At 72.8% G+C, this 20,706-nt stretch carries 11 protein-coding genes and 1 riboswitch; of the genes, 3 read left to right on the top strand and 8 right to left on the bottom strand.

Annotation, left to right across the window (positions count from 1 at the left end; all coding sequences use genetic code 11):
• Positions 1-220 precede the first annotated feature (220 nt).
• Positions 221-370, top strand: a riboswitch (cyclic di-AMP (ydaO/yuaA leader).
• 181 nt (positions 371-551) lie between these two features.
• Complete coding sequence (locus tag ABD437_RS33950; RefSeq protein WP_344653062.1) at positions 552-1,235, top strand: transglycosylase family protein; 684 nt, start codon at positions 552-554, stop codon at positions 1,233-1,235.
• Between the two features lie 177 nt (positions 1,236-1,412).
• Positions 1,413-1,859, top strand: coding sequence for a MarR family winged helix-turn-helix transcriptional regulator (locus ABD437_RS33945; protein ID WP_344653061.1), 447 nt, complete (start codon positions 1,413-1,415; stop codon positions 1,857-1,859).
• 53 nt (positions 1,860-1,912) lie between these two features.
• On the opposite strand, the gene ABD437_RS33940 is transcribed toward ABD437_RS33945, so the two are convergent.
• Both ABD437_RS33940 and ABD437_RS33935 read right to left on the bottom strand, forming a co-directional pair.
• A complete protein-coding gene (locus tag ABD437_RS33940; protein WP_344653060.1) occupies positions 1,913-9,094 on the bottom strand; it encodes an AAA domain-containing protein in 7,182 nt (2,393 codons plus the stop codon).
• 192 nt (positions 9,095-9,286) lie between these two features.
• Positions 9,287-9,937 carry a PadR family transcriptional regulator gene (locus ABD437_RS33935; protein WP_344653059.1) on the bottom strand — a complete coding sequence of 217 codons (651 nt, stop codon included), beginning with the start codon at positions 9,935-9,937 and terminating at the stop codon, positions 9,287-9,289.
• A 70-nt stretch (positions 9,938-10,007) separates the two neighbouring features.
• Here ABD437_RS33935 and ABD437_RS33930 point away from each other — a divergent pair, with 70 nt between their 5' ends.
• Positions 10,008-10,682 (top strand): maleylpyruvate isomerase N-terminal domain-containing protein, encoded by a 675-nt coding sequence (locus ABD437_RS33930; RefSeq protein ID WP_344653058.1) that lies wholly within the window; start codon positions 10,008-10,010, stop codon positions 10,680-10,682.
• On the opposite strand, the gene ABD437_RS33925 is transcribed toward ABD437_RS33930, so the two are convergent.
• The 6 genes from ABD437_RS33925 to ABD437_RS33900 all read right to left on the bottom strand — a co-directional run bounded on the left by ABD437_RS33925 (position 10,679) and on the right by ABD437_RS33900 (position 20,587).
• Positions 10,679-12,094 (bottom strand): FtsX-like permease family protein, encoded by a 1,416-nt coding sequence (locus tag ABD437_RS33925; protein ID WP_344653057.1) that lies wholly within the window; start codon positions 12,092-12,094, stop codon positions 10,679-10,681. The two genes, ABD437_RS33930 and ABD437_RS33925, sit on opposite strands and share 4 nt — an antisense overlap.
• A gap of 3 nt (positions 12,095-12,097) precedes the next feature.
• Positions 12,098-12,889 carry an ABC transporter ATP-binding protein gene (locus ABD437_RS33920; protein ID WP_344653056.1) on the bottom strand — a complete coding sequence of 264 codons (792 nt, stop codon included), beginning with the start codon at positions 12,887-12,889 and terminating at the stop codon, positions 12,098-12,100.
• On the bottom strand, positions 12,886-13,428 hold the full coding sequence (locus ABD437_RS33915; RefSeq protein ID WP_344653055.1) for a PadR family transcriptional regulator: 543 nt from the start codon (positions 13,426-13,428) through the stop codon (positions 12,886-12,888). The genes ABD437_RS33920 and ABD437_RS33915 overlap by 4 nt, the downstream gene beginning before the upstream one ends.
• 69 nt (positions 13,429-13,497) lie before the next feature.
• Complete coding sequence (locus ABD437_RS33910) at positions 13,498-15,825, bottom strand: helicase-associated domain-containing protein (protein ID WP_344653054.1); 2,328 nt, start codon at positions 15,823-15,825, stop codon at positions 13,498-13,500.
• 72 nt (positions 15,826-15,897) lie between these two features.
• Positions 15,898-18,309: a putative bifunctional diguanylate cyclase/phosphodiesterase gene (locus ABD437_RS33905; RefSeq protein WP_344653053.1), complete on the bottom strand. Its 2,412-nt coding sequence runs from the start codon at positions 18,307-18,309 to the stop codon at positions 15,898-15,900.
• A gap of 118 nt (positions 18,310-18,427) precedes the next feature.
• Complete coding sequence (locus ABD437_RS33900; protein WP_425558303.1) at positions 18,428-20,587, bottom strand: MMPL family transporter; 2,160 nt, start codon at positions 20,585-20,587, stop codon at positions 18,428-18,430.
• Between the last annotated feature and the right edge of the window lie 119 nt (positions 20,588-20,706).

The raw sequence follows: 20,706 nt of genomic DNA, 5'->3' as shown, positions 1-20,706 counted from the left end.
AGTTACACGATCGATTCGGGCGAAACCCATAGACCGATCCAATTCGCTGTGTCGCACGTTGACCGCCGATCCTCTACAGCAGCCGCAACCTTAATGACCCGATACAAAACTTTTCGTGTATCACGGGGCGGTAACTTGGCATTCATCCCATTTTATGGTTCTGTCGTTTTCGTCCGTACACCGCGGACCTCGCGCCCGGCTACGCCGAATCCTGCCCCGGGCGACGAGGACTCTGAACCTCGGGCAGGAGCGGGGGACCCACTTTTCCGGCGTCGCAGTTGGACGCCTCGGGGTGAAGCCACGTATCGCGTGGCCGGGCCGACTCAGCCCGAACCCGACAGCTCACCTCGTAGGCGTGGAGAGGGTCGGATATGTCTAAGGAGTCTTCCCATCCCACCCAGCTCAGCGCCGGAAGCTCGCCTCGTGCGGGTGGACGGCATCGGGCGCCAGGGCGCCTGAGCCCGCTCGGTCGGGGCCTGGCACTCGCCGTGGTCACCGGCCTTGCGGGAATCACACCGCTGGTAGTCGGGGCAACACCGGCGAACGCGGACGTGAACTGGGATGCGATTGCGCAGTGCGAATCCGGTGGTCGATGGAACATCAACACCGGCAACGGCTACCACGGCGGACTGCAGTTCAGCCCGTCGACGTGGCGAGCCTACGGAGGACAGCGGTACGCCGGTAGCGCCCACCAGGCCAGCCGGACGGAACAGATCGCCGTGGCCAGAAAGGTGCTCCGCGGCCAAGGGATCGGCGCCTGGCCCACCTGCGGCCGGAAGGGCTACCACCGGAGCCGGGACGGCTCCGAGCAGGCCAGCCGGAGCTACAAGCGGCAGAAATCCTCCGCTGAGCACACCGGTTGGACCAAGAGCAAGCGCTCGTACGCCAAGAAGTCCTGGCAGAGCCGGCCGACCGAGAACCGGTCGCACCGGACCTGGACGAAGAAGCACCGGTACACCGCACTCGCGGTGCCGAAGAAGGGCACGACCCACACCGTGGCCGTGCAGCCGGCGGAGGTGCTCGACTTCGTACCCCAGCGCCAGTTCACCCGCGACCAGCGTCCACTGGTCGCCGCTCCACCCGCGCTGAGCTACCTCGTGCAGTCAGGCGACAGCCTGGCGAGCATCGCCGCGGCCCACCAGGCCGACTGGCAGGCGATCTACGAGAAGAACCAGGACGCGATCGGGGCGAACCCGGACGTGATCCACCCCGGGATGCGAATCCTCATCGGGTGAGCCGTCCCCAGCCGGCCCCGTTCCGCAGCGGAGCGGGGCCGGCTGGCGTTCCGGTGGACGATCTGGACTGAACGGACGACTGCCGCCGGACGCAGAATCCCGCCATCATTCCCTTCTCGCAGGTCGGCGGGGGCCTCCTCGGCGATCGTGCACGCCACGTGACCACAAAGGAGTGCCATGGCGGCCACCCCCGGAGCGGTCGCCGACGAGTTGAGCGCGTTACTCGGTCGGCTACATCGGACGTTGCGCCGAGCCGCCCGGAGCGACCAGCCGGACGGACCGCTGCCCGCCGCCCAGACGGAGGTGCTGCGGGTCGTGCGCGCGCAGCCCGGCATCGGCGTCAAAGCGGTCGCGGCCGCGCTGGGCACGGCGCCCAACACGGTGAGCACGCTCGTCGGTGACCTCACCTCGGGTGGATACCTGGACCGGACCCCCGACCCGGAGAACCGGCGGGCGGTACGGCTCACGCTGACGCCGAGCGCCGCCGAGCTGATCGACGGCTACACCGACCGGCGGCGCCGGATCGCGATCTCGGCCGCCGACCAACTGGACCAGGCCGACGTCGAGGCGCTGGCCGCCGCGTTACCCGCACTGAACCGGCTGCTGGTGTTGCTGGGGGGTTAGGTGGCTTTCGGCGGCGTTGGATTCGGCGGCGTGGGGTTCAGTGGCTTCGGGGTTCAGCGGCGTAGGAGCGTCAAGGCGTCCGGGGCGAAGCGGACCAGGCCCACTTCGCCGTAGGTGGGGTCGACGACGGGGACGTCCCGGCGCTGTTCGGACGCGGCGACGATCGCGGCGGCCTCCGGGTTGGTGAGCCAGCCGGCGGTCTCGGTGAGCGCCTCCTCCTGACGCATCACCTCGACGTTGGCCCGGTTGCGTTGCGCCTCGATCGAGTCGTCCGGGTAGAAGCACGCCCAGCCGACGATCTTGCCGCCGGACTGCACCGGCGTGTCGACACCCGAGCGGTAGGCCTGGAGGGCGGCGCGGGCCTCGTCCGCGCGGATCGCACCGATCTCCTGGTAATTGGCCGGCTCGGGCGGGGTGAGGAGCGGTAGAGGACGGGTGGTTTCGAAGTGAGGGCTCGGCGCGGCGGGACGGTCCTCCCACCAGCTGACCGGTGATCCGCCCGGCGAGGTCGGCGCCACCTGCGCCACGCCGGGGATCTGCGCGTTCGGAGGCGGCAGGAGCGGCGCTTGTGCCATCGATTGGTGCGGTTGAGAGGGCGAGTGCGGCTGCTGAGGGGACGCGTGCGGCTGCTGAGGCGGCTGTGACGGCATCGGCGGCTGCTGAGCCGAACGGGACGGCAGTGGGGCCGGTTGAGGCTGCTGGAGGGTCGCCGGAGCCTGCTGCTGAGCTATCTGAGCGGGCTGGGGCATTTGATCCTGCTGGGGCGCCTCGGTTTGCTGGGGCGCCTGGGACTCGTAGGAATGAGCCTGGTGCTGCGCAGCGGCCTGGTGTGGCAGTTGAGCCTGGTGAGGCGCAGGAGCCTGGTGAGGCGCGGAGGCCTGGTTAGGCGCAGAGGCTTGGTGAAGCGCAGAGGCCTGGTTAGGCGCAGAGGCCTGGTGAAGCGCAGAGGCCTGGTGAGGCCCAGGGGCCTGGCGAGGCGCGGGGAACTGGGGCGGCTCCTGGGGCTGCGGCGACTGCGCCTCGTAGGCAGGCACCTGGGCCGGATGCTGAGCCTGGACCTGGTGTTGGCCGTGGGGCGGCGGCGACTGGTCCTCGTAGGCGGGCATCTGCGTCTGGTGCTGGGCGTGGGGCTGCGGCGCCTCGGCCCCGTAGACGGGTACCTGCGTCTGGTGCTGACCATGGGGCTGGGGCGCCTCGGCCCCGTACACGGGCACCTGCGTCTGGTGCTGGCCGTGGGGCTGGGGCGCCTGGTCCTCGTAGGCGGGCACGTGGGTCTGGTGCTGGCCGTGGGGCTGGGGCGCCTCGGCCTCGTAGGCGGGAGCCTGGGCCTGGTGCTGCATATGGGCAGGGTGATGTGTCTGGGCCTGGTGGGGCGGCACGTGTGCCTGGGACTGCGGGGCCGTGTGGGGCGGAGTGGCTGGGGACCCCGCGGCCGGCAAGGGCGGCTCGGTTGACTCGAACCGCTTGAGGTCCTCCGGCGGCGGCACCGTCACGGGCCGTCGCGTGGGCAAACCGGGCACGCCCGGCGGCACTGATGGCGCCTCCGGCTGCGATGCCGAGTCCTCCATCCGAACCCCGTACACCCCGGCCTGTGACGGCGGCTCGACCGGCACCTGCGGCTTCTGCGGCGAAGAAGACGCAGCGGCAGCCTGCTGGGCTATCTGGCGGGCGCGCTGAGCCGGATGCGGCACGAGCCGCGCCGCGGCCGGTGCCACCGGAGCGACCGGCTCCTCCGCGGGCGAATCGGGCTGATCCTCACCGGCCGGGTCCGGCGCCACCGGATAAACCGACTGACCCGCCGGCGACACCGGATACACGGACGACACAACCTCACCCGAACCCGGCGACACCGGGTAGCCCTCATCCCGACCTGACGCCCCCGAGTGAACCTCGTCGCGTCCGGAAGACACCGGGTAGCCCTCGTCCCGGCCCGGCGACACCGGGTAGCCCTCGTCCCGGCCCGGCGACACCGAGTAGCCCTCGTCCCGGCCCGAAGACACCGGGTGAACAGCGTCCCGGCCCGGCGGCACCGGGTACGTCGGCTGACCCGCTGGCGAGTCCGGGTAGGACGGTGAGACCGGCCGGTCCATCCCCGCCGCGGCCGGCGACACGGGATGATCCTCCGCCGCCGGTGAAACCGGGTGCGGCTCCTCGACCGCCGACGGCACCGGGTAGGGCTCCCGAGCGGGCGGCGAGACCGGATAGGCCCCCTCCGCCGCCGGCGAGACCGGATAGGACCGCTCCGCCGCCGGTGAGACCGGGTACGCCTCCTCGGCCGGCGCCGACACCGGGTAGGGCTCCTGGGCGGCCGGTGAGACCGGATAGGGCGATTCGGTGGGGGTGCGTGACATGAGGCCGGGCAGCAGGCGTCGGGCCGGGTGGTCCGGGGGGAGGTGCTCGATCGTCGGGATCGTCGGCGCGTCCCCGACCCAGGGGTTCAGTGGCGACGGCACCTCACCGGTTAGGTCTTCCAGCCGGACGATCGTCGGAGCGTCACCAGCCCACTGGTCCTCATCGGACTCCGCGTCCCCCGGCGCATCCGACTCGTCGGCGGGATCCGGCTCGGCCTCGTCCTCGGGCAGGCGCACGAACGGCAGCACCACGGTGAGATCGGTCAGCCCGGCCCGAGCCGGCGCCGGGACGTCCTCCACCCACTCGCCGTTCTCGTCCCACCCGTCGTCCTCGACCCACTCCTCGAGGCTCTCCCCCGCCTCCCCGACCGAAGACGGCTCCCCCTCGAACGACCGCTCTCCCTCGAACGACCGCTCCCCCTCGAAGGACCGCTCCCCCTCGATGGAGGGGAATTCCTCGAAGGACTGGGGCTCGGTGAAAGGCTCGGGGTCCTCGAACGTCTCCCGGCCGAGCAGATACTCCCGATACTCCTCGGGCAACAACCCGAGCTCGTCCATCAACGGCCACAGCCCGGCCAGCGCGGCATCGGGATCGCGCGCGAACAGCGTGCCCCGCACCCGCCAGAACACGCACCCGCCGACCCGCTCCAGCACGGCCTGGCGGCGCATCTCCTCCGCCCACCGGGCCGCACCGCGGTACCGCCCGTGGTCGCACTCGATCGCGAGGCGGCGCCCGTCCGCGGTCGGGATCACGAAGTCGACGCGGTGCCGCCCGATCGGGTACTGCACCGCGGGCCGGATCCCGATGTTGAGCAGTTCACGCAGCACCGACCGCTCGAGCTCGGACTCGCACGCCGCGTAGAGCGTCTCGTCCGGCACCGGCTCCGCGGCCAGCGCGGCCAACCCCAGCCGGGGCGCGGCGCAGTACCGCAGCAGGGCGCCCCGGGCGTCGTCGGGATGCAGGTTCTCCGGGCCGACCGAGTGGAACACCCACATCTGGTCCTTCGCCCGCGAAGCCGCCACGTTGACCCGGCGGTGGTGGTCCGCGCCGGTGAACGCGGCCCGGTGGTCGTCGCGATCGGACACGACCAGGCTGATGAACATCACGTCGCGCTCGGCGCCCTGGAACGTGTACGAGTCGCCGACCTTCAACGAACGCCGGGCCATCTCCTGCTCGCCCAGGTGACGCACCAGCTGCTCGTTGATGTACTGCGCCTGCCCGCTGCTGGCCAGCAGGCTCACGACGCCGAACGTCAGGCCGGCGTAGTCGGGGTCGAGAGCCAGCCGGGAGATCGTCGCGACCAGCGCGTCGGCCTCGGCCAGGTTGACCTCGCCGTACCGGTCGCGCCGTTCACGCGTGCCGGGCACCCGCACCACGCGCACCGGATCCAACCGGCCGCGGTCCGCGCGCAGCGGCTGCACCGTGCCGTCGTACCACTGGTCGCTGGAGAACGAGATGATCTCCGGCACGCACCGGAAGTGCTCGGTGAGCATCAAAGGTTCGGGCGAGCGTCGCACGGCGTGGTCGTAGAGGCTCGTCGTCACGTCGAAGAGCGGCCAGGACGGCAGGTCGCCGAGATGCTCCTGGCCGAGGCGGGCGACGTCGTCGTGGGCCAGTCCGATCGCGTACGGGCCGATCTGCCGGTCGTCGCCGACGACGACGGCCCTGGTGCCGAGCGAGAGCACCGGCATCGAGAGCAGCCCGCACTGGCTGGCCTCGTCGACGATCACCACGTCGAACGGGGTCGTGCCGCCGGTGAACTGCTGCAGCGCGCGCTCGACCGACATCACCCACACCGGTACCGCCGTCACGGCCTCACGCATGTGCTGCTGGGCCAGCGCGGTCCAGCCCGCGGCCCGGCGTCCGGAGCCCTTACCGACCTTGCGCAGCGCCGACGCCCACCCGGCGAGCGCGTCGCGGGCGCGGTCGTCCATCCGGCGGGCCGCGGCGAGCCAGGCCGACCGGGTGGCCAGCTCACCGACGAGCTCGCGGGCACGGTCACGCAGCGCGTCGGCCTGGCGTCCGAGCGCGCCGGTGTCCTCGACGCCGATGACGATGCGCAGCCAGGTGTCGGCGCGCCGCCAGTTCCAGGCCTGCTGGCTGGTGGCCGGGTCGGGGAGGTCACCCTCCAGCGCGATGCGGCTGGCCCAGAGCGGCGCAATCGTGGAGAGCCCGGCGTGCAGTTCCTGCCAGCGTTGCATCGCCGGGCCGGCCGCACGCAGCCGGTCGGCGCCGGCCAGCGCCGCTTCCCAGGCCGCGTAGTCGCCGACGGCCCAGGACCGGTCGAGTTCACGCCACAGCGGGGACGCGTTCGCGTCCAGCAGCGCCTCGTCGAGCAGCGCGCGGACCTGGATGCCTTCGCGCTCGGCTTCGTCGCTCTCGAACACGGCGACGAGTTCGGCGGCCCGGCCGGCCGCACCGGCGAGCGCGTTGGGGTCGGCCCAGTCGGCCTCGCCCGGTGAGCCGGCCCGCAGGAATACGGCGAGCCGGTCGCGGAGCGTCGGCCAGTAACGCAGTCCGATGTCGACGACGTCGCCGACCTCGCGCAGGTAGCCGCTGATCACCTCGACCGTGCTGGGGTCGTCCGGCGCCTGCGGGCCGTCCAGCTCGGCGACGAAGTGGTTCCAACGCTCGGTGAGCCGCCGCCGGGCCCAGTCCAGGCGGACCGTCGCCAGCGCCGCGTCCACGTCGTCGACGGTGCGCAGTGGTGCCCCGTCGACCCGGATGTCGTCGCGCACCTGGGCCAGCCGCCGGTGGATCAGCCGGCTGACGCCACGCGCCTCCACCAGGCGGATCCGCAGCATGTCGAGGTCGGCGCGTAACTGGCGGGGATCGGCCCAGAGCTCGTCCGGGATCTGCACCGCGCGCCCGGCGAGCACGCTGCGCCAGCGTGCGGTCTCGGTGAGCATCTCCGAGCACCCGGCGACCTCGGCCTGGCACGTCTCGCGCCAGGCCGGCGACACCGCGAGCCGACCGGCCAGCCGCAGCTGCCAGGGCTGGTACGAGCGGGCGCGATGCGCGATCCGCCAGATCTCGTCGGCGAGCGCGGCGACCACCGGCCTCCCGGCGCTGCGCACGGCCGCGACGTCGACGCCCAGCGAGGCGAGCGCACCGAGCCGCTGACGCAGCGCCTCCGCGTGTTCGTCGGCGCGGGCGAGCCGGTTGCCGTCCGGCAGCGACTCGCGCTCCGGCAGCCGCCGCTGGGCGTCGACCAGGTCTTCGGGCCGGTAGGTGTTGGTCAGCTCGGTGAGTTCGGCGAGCTCGGCGTCGCTCAGCGGGAACGGGGTGTTTGGGTCGATCGTGTCCGGTACGAACGCCAGCCGGGACTCGTTCGCCCACAGCCACTCGGCGACCTCGACCGCTGTCGCTTCGACGCCGTCCAGCAGGAACGTGCCGCTCTCCCGGTCGGCGACCGCTCGCAGCGCGTGGTACTTGGCCGACAGGTCCTGCTCGGCGGTGTCGAGCGCGGCCCACAGTTCGTCCACGGCCTCGGCCGCCACGTCCTGGTCGAGCGCGCCGGCCTCGGCCTGGAGCTGGCGCACCGCGGTCTCCAGCTGGCCGAGCTGTTTCGCGCTGGAGCCCATCACGCTGATCGCCAGCGGACGCAGCGCCGGGGGCAGCTTGTCGCGCACCTCGGCCAGCGGCTCGTCGCGGTGCGACACGACCAGCACCCGCCGGCCGTGGGCCACCAGGTGACAGATCAGGTTCGCGATCGTGTGCGTCTTGCCGGTGCCGGGCGGGCCTTGCACGGCGACCATGCGCTGGCGGGCCAGCCGGCGCGCGATCGTCTCCTGCTCGAGGTTGGCCGGCAGTGGGAACAGCAGGCGCTCACCGATCGGCTGCCACTGCTCGGACGGGTCGTCGGGCAGGTCGAGCGTGGACGGGTCGTCGGCCAGCAACGCGGCCAGCGCACCGGACGGGACGTGGCCGGCCGCGAGCGCGGCGCGCAGGTCGGCGAGGAACCCGGAGAGCGCGGTGCGGCGCGGGCGCAGCAGGATCATGCCGGTGTCGCGGACGTGCGGTTCCTCGATCTCGGCGTCCTCGCGGACGACCCGGGGCGGCAACCCGAGCCGGCGCAGCGCGGACCGGTAGAACTCGGTGCGGCCGGACTGCTCCCACGGGTCGAGCGTCACCGCGCCGCCGGGCCCGGCCAGATCGTGCAGGCGGGCGTCGGGCCCGTCGGGCAACGCCTCGAACGCGTCGGTCTGCAGGCGGAGTTCACCGGTCGGGACGACGGTCAGCGCACCGCTCTCCGGGTCCACCTCGATGCTGATCGGTGCGGCCAGCAGCGGGTCCTCCACACCGACGTCGCCGATGACGCCGCTGAACACGCCGAAACCCCAGACGAGCTCGTGGGACGCCTCCAGCCGCACGGCGGCCTGACGCAACTCGACCAGCCGCGAGTAGGCGCCGCGCACGGCGTCGGCCTCGGCCGCGGTGACCGCCCACGGACGCCAGAGCCGCTGCAGCCACTCGTCGACGGCCGGTTCCACGGCGTCCAGGTCGAGGTCGGCGTCGCGCTCGGCGGCGATGTCGCGCCAGCCGGCACGCAGCGCCGGTTCCCGGCGCGGGTCGTCGACCGGCCCGTCCAGCAGCGACCGGACGACGGCCGGGAGGTCCGGCGGACGCGGCCGGGGCGGACGGCGCAGTTCGAGCCAGCACTCCTCGGCCCGGGACTGCTCGTCGTCGTCGCCCGACGACGGGGTGCCGGCGATCCAGCAGCCGGGCTTGCCCGCGGGTAACGCGGTCTGCCAGACGACCGTCTCGGCGGCCTCGAGGGTGCGGGCCGGACGGGCCGAGAGCGCACGGACAGCGGATAGGTAGTCGGAAAAACGGGATACGCGAGTACGTAATGACTCGATCCGGTCGGTCGCCGCCGCCACTGGAAACACCGCCGTCACTAGCGCCTCTCGATCCCCCACCGGCCTCCGGCCGACCGTACCGGTGAACCCCGTCCGGACGGCAGGGGTCCAGCGCTTCCTCGTCCGCCCGGATGAGGTCCCGTGGGCCGCCTGACTGACCAACGCTGGATGGTATGCACTACCAGAGTTCGCAGCCTTGCGACGAGCGAGAATTTACGTCATCCGAGGCGTGCTCGACGCACGGCGGTCGTACCGCGCGATCGCGTCCTCCAGCGACCGGCGGGTCGCGTCGGTGAGGCCGACGCCGCGGACGTCCGGCCACGCCTCGATCTCGGCCTCGGCGGCGTCGCACCAGTCGAGCATCGTCTCGGCGAAGTCGGCGTAGAAGCGGGCCAGCAGCGCGACGAGATGCACCCGGTCCGGAAACGGGCCCTCGCCGTCCACATAGGCACGCATCTGCTCGACGCCGATCCCGTAGCTGGTCGCGACCGCCTCCCGGGTGGCCCGGACCGCTCGCAGCGCGTCGGCCCGGTCGCCCTGGTCGGCCAGGAGCAGGCGGAGCAGGCCCTCGATCTCCAGCTGCGGCCCGGCCGGCGGCGTCGCGAGCCAGCTCCGCAGCGCGTCGCGGCCGGACGGGGTGATCGCGTAGGAGGTGCGCTCACGGTTGCCGCTGCGCTCGGTGGCCGCGGTGGCGTATCCCCAGCCCACCAGGCGCTTCACCTCGCCGTAGATGTGGGCTTCGCTACGCGGCCAGAACAGCCGCATGCTGCGTTTCGCCTGGCGGGTGAGGTCGTAGGCGGTCCACGGGCGGAGCGCGAGCAGGCCGAGCAGCGCGTACGAGCTGGTGGTGGGTTCGGTAGGCATCGACGCTTGACACTACTCCAGAGTTGAGTAGAAGCTGATGCTTGCTCAACTCTGGAGTATCGGAGGAATCGTGGCCGACCTGCGTGCCGAGCTCGAGGCAGCACTTCCCCGCGCGAACTCGCGCCTGGTGGACCTGGTGCGCCGGACCGATCCCGACCGGGCCCACCGCACCGTGCCGGCGACCCCGGAGTGGTCGGTGGCCGACCTCGCCGCCCACGTGCTGACCGTCTACCGGCGCGCGCTGGGCGACCGGCGACGCAGTTCGTCGCCGGAGGAGACCGCCGCGCTCAACGCGACGGTCCTGGCCGAGACGCCGGAGCGCGACCTGGCGACCCTGGCCGACCTGCTCGACCGGGACGGGCCGGCCGGTTTCGCGGTGCTCAGCGGCTTCCCGTCCGACCTGAGCTTCCGATTCCACGGCGGCACCCGCACCACGGTGACGCCGGTCAGCTCGGTGATTCTGGCCGAGATCCTGATCCACGGCCGGGACCTGGCCGAAGCCACCGGCGCCGAGTGGGTGATCCCGCCGGACGAGGCCGCGCTCGTGCTGGCCGGAAGCAGCCTGCCGGGCCCGGACGGCGGCCCGCCGATCTTCTCCCCGTGGCTGAAGCCGGGCGGCGAGCACACGCTCGCCGCCACGGCCTCCTCCGACGACCCGGTCGGTGCGCTCACGACGTTCTTCCGCCGCACCGCGCCGACCACCCCCGAGTTGGTCGCCCTGAGCCGGGCGCTCCGGCCGTTCTAGGTGGTGCGCAGTTCGTCCACCGCGGTGGCCCGGCGCAGCAGGAGCAGCCCGAGCGCGCAGACCAGCATCGTGACCAGCACGGTGCCGACGATCAGCACGATCAGCCCGAGCCAGGGCGTCAGGTTCTCCAGGTGCACCTCGACCATGCGGCCGGTGGCGTCCTCCTGCGAGTAGGAGCTCACCGGTGACGACACGGCGCGCGCGGTGATCGCCCCGACCGCCGTCGCCAGCACCACACCGGGGATCAGCGGCAGCGCGGTCTGCCAGAGCAGAGCCCGGGCCAGCACGCCGGTCGGGGTGCCCTGTGCCGTGAGCGCGGCCAGCGTCCGGCGTCGTTCCAGGATCTGTTCCGCGGTGGCGACGAGCAGCCCGCCGGCCGCGACCACGACCGCCACCCACACGGCGAGCTGGGCGAGAGCGAAAGCCCGGTCGTAGAACGGGTCCACCACGGCCGAGTCCGACGGGTAGAGCCGCGCCTGCGCGGCCCGGTCCGCGACGAACCCCGCTCGCATCGTCAACGCACCGGCCCCGATCACCACCGCGGCGAAGACGGTGGGCAGCGTCCGGCTGGCCGCCCACGGGTCGGCCACCAGCCGACGCCCGGCGAGCAGCAGCGCGGGGCTCTTCGCCCGGGACGCGACCCGCCCGCCGATCCACGCCGAGAGCGCCGCACCGCCCAGCACCAGCCCGAGCAGCGTCACGATCAGCAGCAGGAAGATGAGCAGCGCCACCAGCCAGCTGAATCCCTCGGTCACGAAGCGATCGACGGAGACCAGGGCAACCAGCGCGGCACCGCCGCCGAAGAACATCACGGCCGGCGCGATCTTGGGCGCCCTCGCCGGCCGGTTACGCACCACCCCGAACGCGCTGAGCGTGCTCCGGCGCAGCGCGAGCGCGGCCAGCAGCGCACCGCCGAGCGGCACCACCAGCGCGACCAGCAACAGGGCCCACCAGGGCGGCAGCACGTCGGTCGGGAGTGGACGCGGCGGGTCGGGCCGGTCGAGCACGACCCGGCCGAGCAGGAACACCGCGAACCCGACGACCATGCCCACCGCGGCGGACACGCCGGTCTCGGTGGCGGCGAGCTTCATCGCCTGGCCGGGCGTCGCGCCGGCCATCCGGTACTCGGCGAGCCGCCGGTCCCGGGCCGGCGCGCCGACCCGGACGCACTGGCCGACGAAGAACAGCACCGGGACGCCGAGCAGCATCAGCGCGGTCACGACGCCGGGGCGCAGCCCGGACTCGGCCAGCAGGCCGTTGGTGTAGCCGCCCTCGCCCTCGATCGCGAGGACGGTGGCCGCGGACAGGAGCAGGAGGGTGGCCAGCAGCGCGCCGAATGCGGTCAGCACGATGCGGAGACCGTCGAGCCGGCCGCCGGTGACGGCCAGCCGGAGCAACACGGGCAGTCGCATGGTTCAGCCCTTCCCCGGTTCGATGGACGGAGCGTCGGAGTCGTCGAACGTGGCCACCGGCTGCGGCGCGTCGTCGACGGCCAGCCGGGAGCCGCGGCGCGCACCGGCGGTGGGCGCGTCGGTCAGGCCGTCGTCGACGACGGCGCCGTCCCAGAGCGCGATCTCGCGCTGGGCGTACGCCGCCACCTGGGCCTCGTGCGTGACGATCAGCACCGCGGTGCCGTTCTCCCTGGCCACCCGGGTGAGCTGGGTGAGCAGCTGTTCGCCGGCGAGCGAGTCGAGCGCGCCGGTCGGTTCGTCGGCGAAGAGCACCCGCGGGTCGGTGACCAGCGCGCGGGCCACCGAGGCCCGCTGCTTCTGACCCCCGGACAGTTCGCCGGGGTAGCGGGCGGCGAGATCGGCCACGCCGAAGCGGTCGAGCCACTCCGTCGCGGTCGCCAGCGCCGCCTTCCGGCGGGCTCCGGAGAGCAACAGCGGCAGGGCGACGTTCTCGGCCACCGGGAGTTCGGGAATCAGCTGCCCGAACTGGAACAGCACGCCCAGCTCGGTGCGGCGCAGCCGGGAGCGTTCGCCCTCCGGGAGCTGGTCGATGCGCCGGCCGTCGTAGGTGACCGTTCCGGCGTCGGGCACCAGGACGCCGGCCAGGCAGAGCAGCAGCGTGGACTTCCCGGACCCGGACGGGCCGGTGATCGCGACGATCTCACCCGCTCGCACCGCGCAGGAGACTCCACGGAGCGCGGGCGTCTTGCCGTAGGCGCGCTCCAGATCGATGCCGGTGAGGACAGTGGCAGTCATGCGAGTACCTCCTGGCGCAGTGCGGAAATGCGGGACAGGGTGAGGTCGATCCAGCGCAGGTCCGCGTCGAGGTGGGCCAGCGCGTAGTCGGCCGCGAGCACTTCGCCGACCGACACTCCGTCGGCGGTTTTGACCTGGGTGAAGTCACGCATCCGGGCGAGGTGCGCCCGGCGCTGCGCACGCAGGTAGGTGACCGCCAGACCGTCCGGCGACTCGTCGACGAGCAGCGCCGCCACGACTTTCGTGAACAGCGCGTTCGTCACGTGCGGGGTGGGCGGTTCGACGACGTCGAGCCAGTCGCGCAGCGACTCGCGGCCGGCGTCGGTGATCGCGAAGACCGTGCGGTCGGGACCGTCGACCCGTTCCACGCCGGCCTCGGTGGCGAGACCGTCGCGGGTGAGGCGTTCGAGCGTCGAGTAGACCTGCCCGAACGCGAGCGGGCGAGCCTTCGGGAACCGGACGTCGTAGGCCCGCTTCAGGTCGTAGCCGTGACGAGCCCCCGCGGACAGCAGAGCGAGCAAAACCTGTGGCGTGGACACGGCTCCACTATTCACTGAGTGAATAGAAAGCGCAACTACTAACTCAGTGAATAGTCGCAGACGGGTGGGTCAGGCCGGCGAAACAGTTCGGATTCTTGACAGAACGAACATGCGCTCGGCCGTGCGGAGGTGGCACCAGGCGATCACGGCGTCGCCGGTGAGTTCGGCGCTCTCGATCACCCGGGAGGTGGCGCGGCCGGTCGCGCCGACGTAGTCGATGCGTACCGGCGCACCGGTCTCGATCGCGTCGAGGAGCAGCGCGCGCTCCGGGGCGGAGAGGGTGCCGGCCTGGCGTTCCACCACCACGCGGGGGTGCCGGGAGGCCAGGTCGGCCCGGGCCTCGGCCACGGTACGCGGCGCACCGGCCCACGGGTCGGAGCTCCGGCGCTCGGCGACGGACTCCCGGTCGGTGACCTCGGGGACCACGGTGACGGGGGCGGCGAGGAGACGATCGGCGACGGCCCCGGGATCGACCTCCGGAGCTTCGGACTCCGGCGCCCAGGGCCGCGGAGCGTCCGCCCGCGGGTGGGAGCGCCGCTCGACGCGGGCGATCCCGTCCTCGGTGACGCCGGTCGGGGCGTACCCGGCGGCACGCAGCGCGGCGAGCGTCTCGTCCGGGTCGGCCGCCGAGAGGAGCACGGTGGGCGCGACCGCACGCAGCCGCAGCGCACGCAGCGACTTCGTGGCCACCAGCTCGGCGAGCAGCGCCTGGTCGTCGGCGCAGACCACGCTCCCGGCCGCGGCGACACGCACGTGCCCGTGGCGGCGGGCGACGTCGCCCACCAGGTACACCAGCGCCTGCGGCAGCTCCCCGGTGGCCACCGCGGAGAGCTCGGCCAGCAACGCGTCGGCGGGAACCCCACCGTCCAGCGCGGCGCGGACGCTGGCGGCCGAGAACCGCCAGGTCGACGCCGCCCCGGCGGCCTCGCGCTCGGCCGCGCCGTCGAGCAGGGTGGCCAGCTCGGCCGTCGGTACTCCGGCCACCACGGCCGACAGGTCCGACTGGAACGTCACCGTCGTCACCGGCGCCGGCACGACCCGTTCCGCCGCGGCCACCAGCGCGCCCGGCCCGGACGCGGCGACCAGCGCACGGGCGACCGGGGTCGCGGCACCGAGCGCGACCGCACCGAAACGTTCGGCCTCGACCAGCACGACCGCGGTGCGTGCCGCGACCGTCTCCTGGTCGACCGGCGTCGGCGCGATCTCGATCGGGTGACGCCAGGACAGCACCGCCGCGACCGCGTCGACGTCGTCCGCCCGCGCGCCGTCGGACAGCTCCGCGAGGTAGCCGACGAACCGCCGGCGGAGCACCGCGCCGTCGGGCTCGCCCCACCACCCGGCGAGCAGGGTCGCCAGCCGCACGGCCGGCTCGGCGTCCCGCCAGGCGTCGGCCCGTTCGGTGAGCGTCACGACGCCGTCGGCGGTACCGAGCAGCCCGGCCGCGAACGCCACCGACAGCAGCGTGTCCACCCCGGCCCCGATCGCCTTCTCGGCCCGCTTCGCCTCCCGTACCGTCACGCGTCCGCTCTTCGTCGTCGCGAGCGGCCTCTCCTCGCACAGCCGGAGCAGGCGTTCGGTGTCGGCGAGCGACTGGGTGGTGGCCGCGGTGCCCGCGGCCAGCAGGTCCTCCTCGCCGACGGTGCCGGACACCGGCGACGGAGGCGGCACGCTGAACGGGGCGCGGTAGTCGGGACCACGCAGCGCCAGCCCGATCTCCCCGGGCAACTCCACGTAGTCCCAGCTGATCCGGGTGAGCAGACCGCGCTCGACGCACCAGTGGTACGACCGGTCCGGCGACGCCGCCCGGGGGCCGTTCCACGCCAGGTCGCGCAGCAGCTCCTGCGCGTCCGGGGGGAGCCCGGCGACGACCTCGCGCACCCGGGCCGGGTCCGCCACCGCGTCGAGCACCTGCTCGACCAGCTCGGAGCGGCGCCGGGACGGCGACGGCACCCACAGCTCGGCGACCGCGCGGAGCCGGTCGACGGTGAGCAGCGGCAGCACACCACCGAGCCGCACCCCGAGCCCGAGCGGTTCGGCGAGCAGACGCAACGGCGCGACCAGCACCAGTGACCCGTCGTCGGCGCGCACGACCAGTGCCAGTGCGCCGAGCGAGTCCAGCGTGCGCCGGAACAGCCCGGAGTCGTCCACATCGAGCAGTTCGGCCAGCCGGGGTTCGGTGGCGGCCCCACCGAGCGCCGCCATCGCCTCCGCGAGCTGCAGTCCGGCACGGTCGACGCGGGCGAGCGCCCGCTGCACGGAGTGCACCGCACCGAGGCGCTCGGCGAAGTCGGTGAGCGACCGGGGCTCCGGCCACGACACGGCGTCGGGGCGCGCGGCGATCAGTTCGGCCAGTGCCGCCCGGTCGAGCCCGCGCACGTGGGCGACCAGGTGGTCCACGCGGTCTCCTCGGCTTCCGACGTCCGGTCACCCACGGTAGCGCGCGCTCGAACCGGCCGTCGGCCCGCGGAGTCAGGCCCGGGACGCCGCCGGGCTGGGGGTCGTGCGGGTGTAGACCGGGGTCGCGGGAGTGGGGCCGGCGGGCGTCGGCCGCCCGAAGAGCCAGCCTTGGAGCCAGTCGCAGCCGCGGTCGACGAGCGCGTCGGCCAGCTCTTGGGTCTCGATGCCCTCGGCCACGACCTCGAGCCCGAGCGTGTGCGCCAGGTCGATGCAGGCCTGGACGATCGCCGCCGCGGCCGGGTCCTCGAGGATCTTGGTGGTCAGCGACCGGTCCAGCTTCAACTCGGTGGCCGGCAACCGCTGCAGGTACGAGAGCGCCGAGTACCCGGTGCCGAAGTCGTCGATCGCGACGCCGAGCCCGGCCCGGCGCAGCACCGCCAGCGCGTCCCGGCCGTTGTCGAGATCGCCGATCGCGGTCTGCTCGGTGATCTCCACCGTGAGCGCCTCCGGGGGCAGCTCCCGCGCGGCCAGCCCGTCGAGCACCTCGTCCATCAGCGTCGGTGACGCCATGTCGGAGGCCGACAGGTTCACCGAGACCGTCACCGGCGCACCCTCCGCCCGCCAGCGGGCGACCTGGTCGAGCGCCAGCTGGAGTACGTGCCTGGTCAGGTACGGCACCAGGCCGATGCGCTCGGCCAGCCCGACGAACCGGTCCGGCGGGACCATCCCGTAGCGCGGGTGCACCCAGCGGATCAGCGCCTCGGCCCGGATCCCCTCGGCCCCGGACACCGCGACCAGCGGCTGGTAGTGCAGCTCGAGCCAGCCGCAGTCGGCGCTGTGCGGGGCCAGCGACCGCTCCGGGTCGGCGGCCACCGCCGGTGTCGTCGGGGTGCCGGTGAGCACCGCGCGCAGCTCGCCGGCCAGCTCCAGCGAGTCACGCTGCTGGTCGGAGCCGAGCGGGTCGTACCGGGCCCACCCCCGACGCTCGGCCTTGGCCCGGTACATCGCCATGTCCGCGCAGCGCAGCAACTCCAGCGCGCGCTCCGACGGCGTCCCGTCGGGGGCGTCCGACTCGACCGCCACCCCGATGCTGACGTCGATCGGCAGCGAGATCCGGCCGGCCTGCAGCGGCTGGCGCACGGCCTGGATCAGCCCCGCGACGACGGCCTCGAACGACTGTCCGGCCGGCACCGTGGTCAGGATCGCGAACTCGTCGCCGCCCAGCCGGGCGATCAGATCCTCGGGGCCGAGCGCGCCGGACAGCCGGGCCCCGACCGCGGAGAGCACCCCGTCGCCGGTCTGGTGGCCGAGCCCGTCGTTGATGTCCTTGAAGTGGTCCAGATCGAGCATGAGCACGGCCCGGACACCGGCCGTCGGGGCCCGCCCGGCCAGCGCCTCCTGGACGCCGCGCAGGAAGCCCCGCCGGTTGTAGAGGCCGGTCAGGTCGTCGGAGAGCGCCAACCGGTGGAACTCCGCGGCGACCAGCATCGAGCGCAGGCTCAGCGCGATCCGGAGGGTGGAGAGCAGGATCGCGCCGGCGGCCAGCAGCAGCACTGTCGACGGCAGCTGGGCGAACTCGGCGACCACCAGCACCAGGACCGCGAGCACCATGCCCACCAGCGGGGTGAGCAGCTCGGGCAGCCCCAGCGGCTGGTGGGTGAGGCGGCGCGGACGCTGCCAGGCGGCCGCGGCGATCAACAGCCCGGCGAAGGACCAGAGCGGGTCGAGTACCTCCACCCCGGTTCCGCCTTCGGCGACCATCCGGGCCAGCAGGGCGTCGCCGAAGACGGTGAGGAACACCGCGGCGAGGATCAGCCCCCAGGCGCGGCCGAGCCGCCCGCCGGCCAGCGTCATCACCGCGGCGACCGAGCCGATGATGACCATGTCGACGGTCGGGTAGTACAGGTTGACGACGGTGTCACGCAGACCGTCGGAGTCCCAGGCGAGCACCTCGTGTCCCACCCCGGCGGCGAAGATCGACGCGGAGAGCAGCGCCACCGCGCCCGCGCCGACGTACACGTCCGGGCGCAGTGAACCGACCCGCGCCCGGGCCAGCGTCCAGATGCCGGCGGTGAAGCAGGGCAGCACCGGGAACCAGACGACGTCCGCGAGCGAGGCGGAGGGCACCCGGTCGACCCAGCCGACAATGTCGTAGACGAAGTACCCGGCGCCGTTGAGTCCGACGCCGACCGCGAAGAACGTCCAGGCCAGGCGCTGATGGCCGACCGTGATCGCGCGGGCGGCGAGCACCGCGGCCGCCAGCAGGAGCGTCACCGCGAACGGGGCGCCGGTCGACCAGAGCCGCGCCGGGGACGCCTCGGAGTGCCCGGTGTAGACCCAGATCGAGTGGACGCCGATCACCAGGGCGCCCAGGCACCAGGCGAACGTGACCGGCCAGGATCGCCGCGCGGCCCACCCGGTCGCCGCCGAGGCCGGTTCCGACCACGCCGCGACGGGGGCCTGGGCCGAGGGCTGCGAGCTCATCCACCCTCCCCCGAATACTTCTCTTCGTCACGTTCGTCCGCCTGCTGGGCGACTTAAGTACTTCGAGCACGAAGCGGCCCCGCGCTCGTCGAGCGCGGGGCCGCGGGTGGCGGTGGGGTCAGCTGCCGACACCGGCCGGAACCGGCGCGGGCGGGGTCGCGGAGCCCTCCTCGTGGATGCCGTAGCGGGCGTAGAGGCGGCGCAGCGGGCCCGGTGCCCACCAGTTCAGGTCCCCCAGCAGCCGCATCGTGGCCGGCACCAGCAGCGCACGCACGATCGTGGCGTCCACCAGCACCGCGATCAGCATCGCGACGCCGATCAGCTTGATGAACGTGATGCCGGAGATCGAGAACAGCCCGATCACGACCAGGATCAGCAGCGCGGCGCTGGTGATGATCTTGCCGCTGCGCTGCAGGCCCACCGCGACGGCCTGGGTGTTGTCGCCGGTGCGGTCGTACTCCTCACGCATCCGCGACATCAGGAACACCTCGTAGTCCATCGAGAGCCCGAACACGATGCCGAGCACCAGGATCGGCTGCGTCGCCTCGAGCGTCCCGGTCGAGGTGAAGTTCAGCAGCCCGGACAGGTGCCCCTCCTGGAAGATCAGCACCAGCGCACCGAACGAGGCGCCCAGCGAGAGCACGTTCATGAGGATCGCCTTCACCGGCAGCACCAGCGAGCCGAAGGCCAGGAACAGCAGCACGAACGTGGCTCCGACGACGATCAGCGCCATCCACGGCAACCGGTCGCCGACGGTCTTCAGCTGGTCGGCCAGCGCCGCGGTCTGCCCACCGACCAGCACCTCGCCGCCGGAGGGCGCGGGGACCTCACGGATCCGGGACACCAGCTCGCGGGACTCGGCCGAGATCGGGTCGCCGTCGTAGGTGATCGAGACCCGCGCGGTGTTCCCTTCCTGCGCCGTCACCGAAGCGCCGGTGACCCCGTCGACCTTCCGGACGTCGGCCACGTACTGGTCCAGGCCCGAGGACGAGGTCACGATCGCGTCGATCGGGGACTGGCTGTTCGGGACGAAGTCGCGGTCGAGGGTCTCGGAGACGACCCGGCTCTCGGTGCCCGCGGGCAGCGCCCTGGCGTCGATGCCACCGAACTCGACCCGCAGGAACGGCGTGGCCGCGATCAGCAGCACCGCGAGCACACCCACCGTGTAGACGACCGGGCGACGCATGATGCTGCGGGCCAGGCGGTACCAGAACCCGTGCTCGACGTCCGCCGACACCGTGGCCTTCCGGCGGAACAACCGCCGCACCGACAGCGCGTCCACCCGGTGCCCGAGCACCCCGAACAGCGCCGGCAGCACGGTCAGCGCCGCGACCATGGCGATCAGCACCGCGGAGAGCCCACCGAGCCCCATCGAGCGCAGGAACGTGATCGGAAAGATCAGCAGGCCGGCCAGCGAGACCGCGACCGTGACGCCGGAGACCGCGACCGTACGACCGGCCGTGCCCATCGTCCGGGCCACCGCGTCCTCGACCGAGAGACCCCGGCCGAGCTCCTCCCGGAACCGGCCCACCATGAACAGGCCGTAGTCGATCGCCAGGCCGAGCCCGAGGATCGTCACCACGTTCACCGAGAAGATCGACACGTCGGTCAGGTAGCTCAGCCCACGCAGCGCGGTGAACGCACCGAGGATCGCGAGGCCACCGACGGCCAGCGGCAGGCTCGCCGCGGCCAGGCTGCCGAAGATGATCACCAGCAGGATCAGCAGCACCGGCATCGAGAGCGTCTCGGCCTTCGCGATGTCGGCCGACACCCGCTCGTTGATGTCCCGGTTGATCGCGGTGCTCCCGCCGACCTCCGACTCGAGACCGGGCGCCGCGAGGTCACCCTCGATCTGTTCGAGCTGGTCGGTGCGGGTCTCCTCGTCGTCGCCGGCGAGCGTCAGCACGGCGAACGTCTCGTGCTTGTCCTTGCTGACGAACGTCGGGCTCTTCGTCGACCAGTAGGTGGCCGAGCCCGTCACCACGTCGGAGGGCAGGTCAGACAGCGTGGACGTGACCGCCTGCTGGAAGGCCGGGTCGTCGGCGGTGAGCGTCGCGCTCCGGTAGAGCACGACGACGTCGTTGCCTTCCCGCCCCAGTTCGGCCTCGGCGCGGGTCAGCGCACGGGAGCTCTCGCTCGCCGGGTCGTCGAACCCGCCGCCGACCAGCTTGCCGAAGACCTGCGTGCCCCAAATGCCGGCGAACGCGATGAAGGCCACGGCCAGACCCAGGACCCACCACCGTCGACGGACCATCGTCCGTCCCAACCGCTCGAACATCACTGCCCCCTCGGGCATTAAGTGCGATCCCTGATCGCAGCGCGAACACCGTAAGCCGCTGTACGAGCGCTAATCTTGCATACATTGTTAACTAAAGCAATCCCGTTCGCACGGCGATT

Origin of the sequence: Cryptosporangium japonicum (assembly GCF_039524755.1) — a bacterium.
Taxonomy (GTDB): Bacteria; Actinomycetota; Actinomycetes; order Mycobacteriales; family Cryptosporangiaceae; genus Cryptosporangium; species Cryptosporangium japonicum.
Note: the sequence above shows the minus strand (reverse complement) of the source record. Positions and strands in the feature narration are given on the sequence as shown.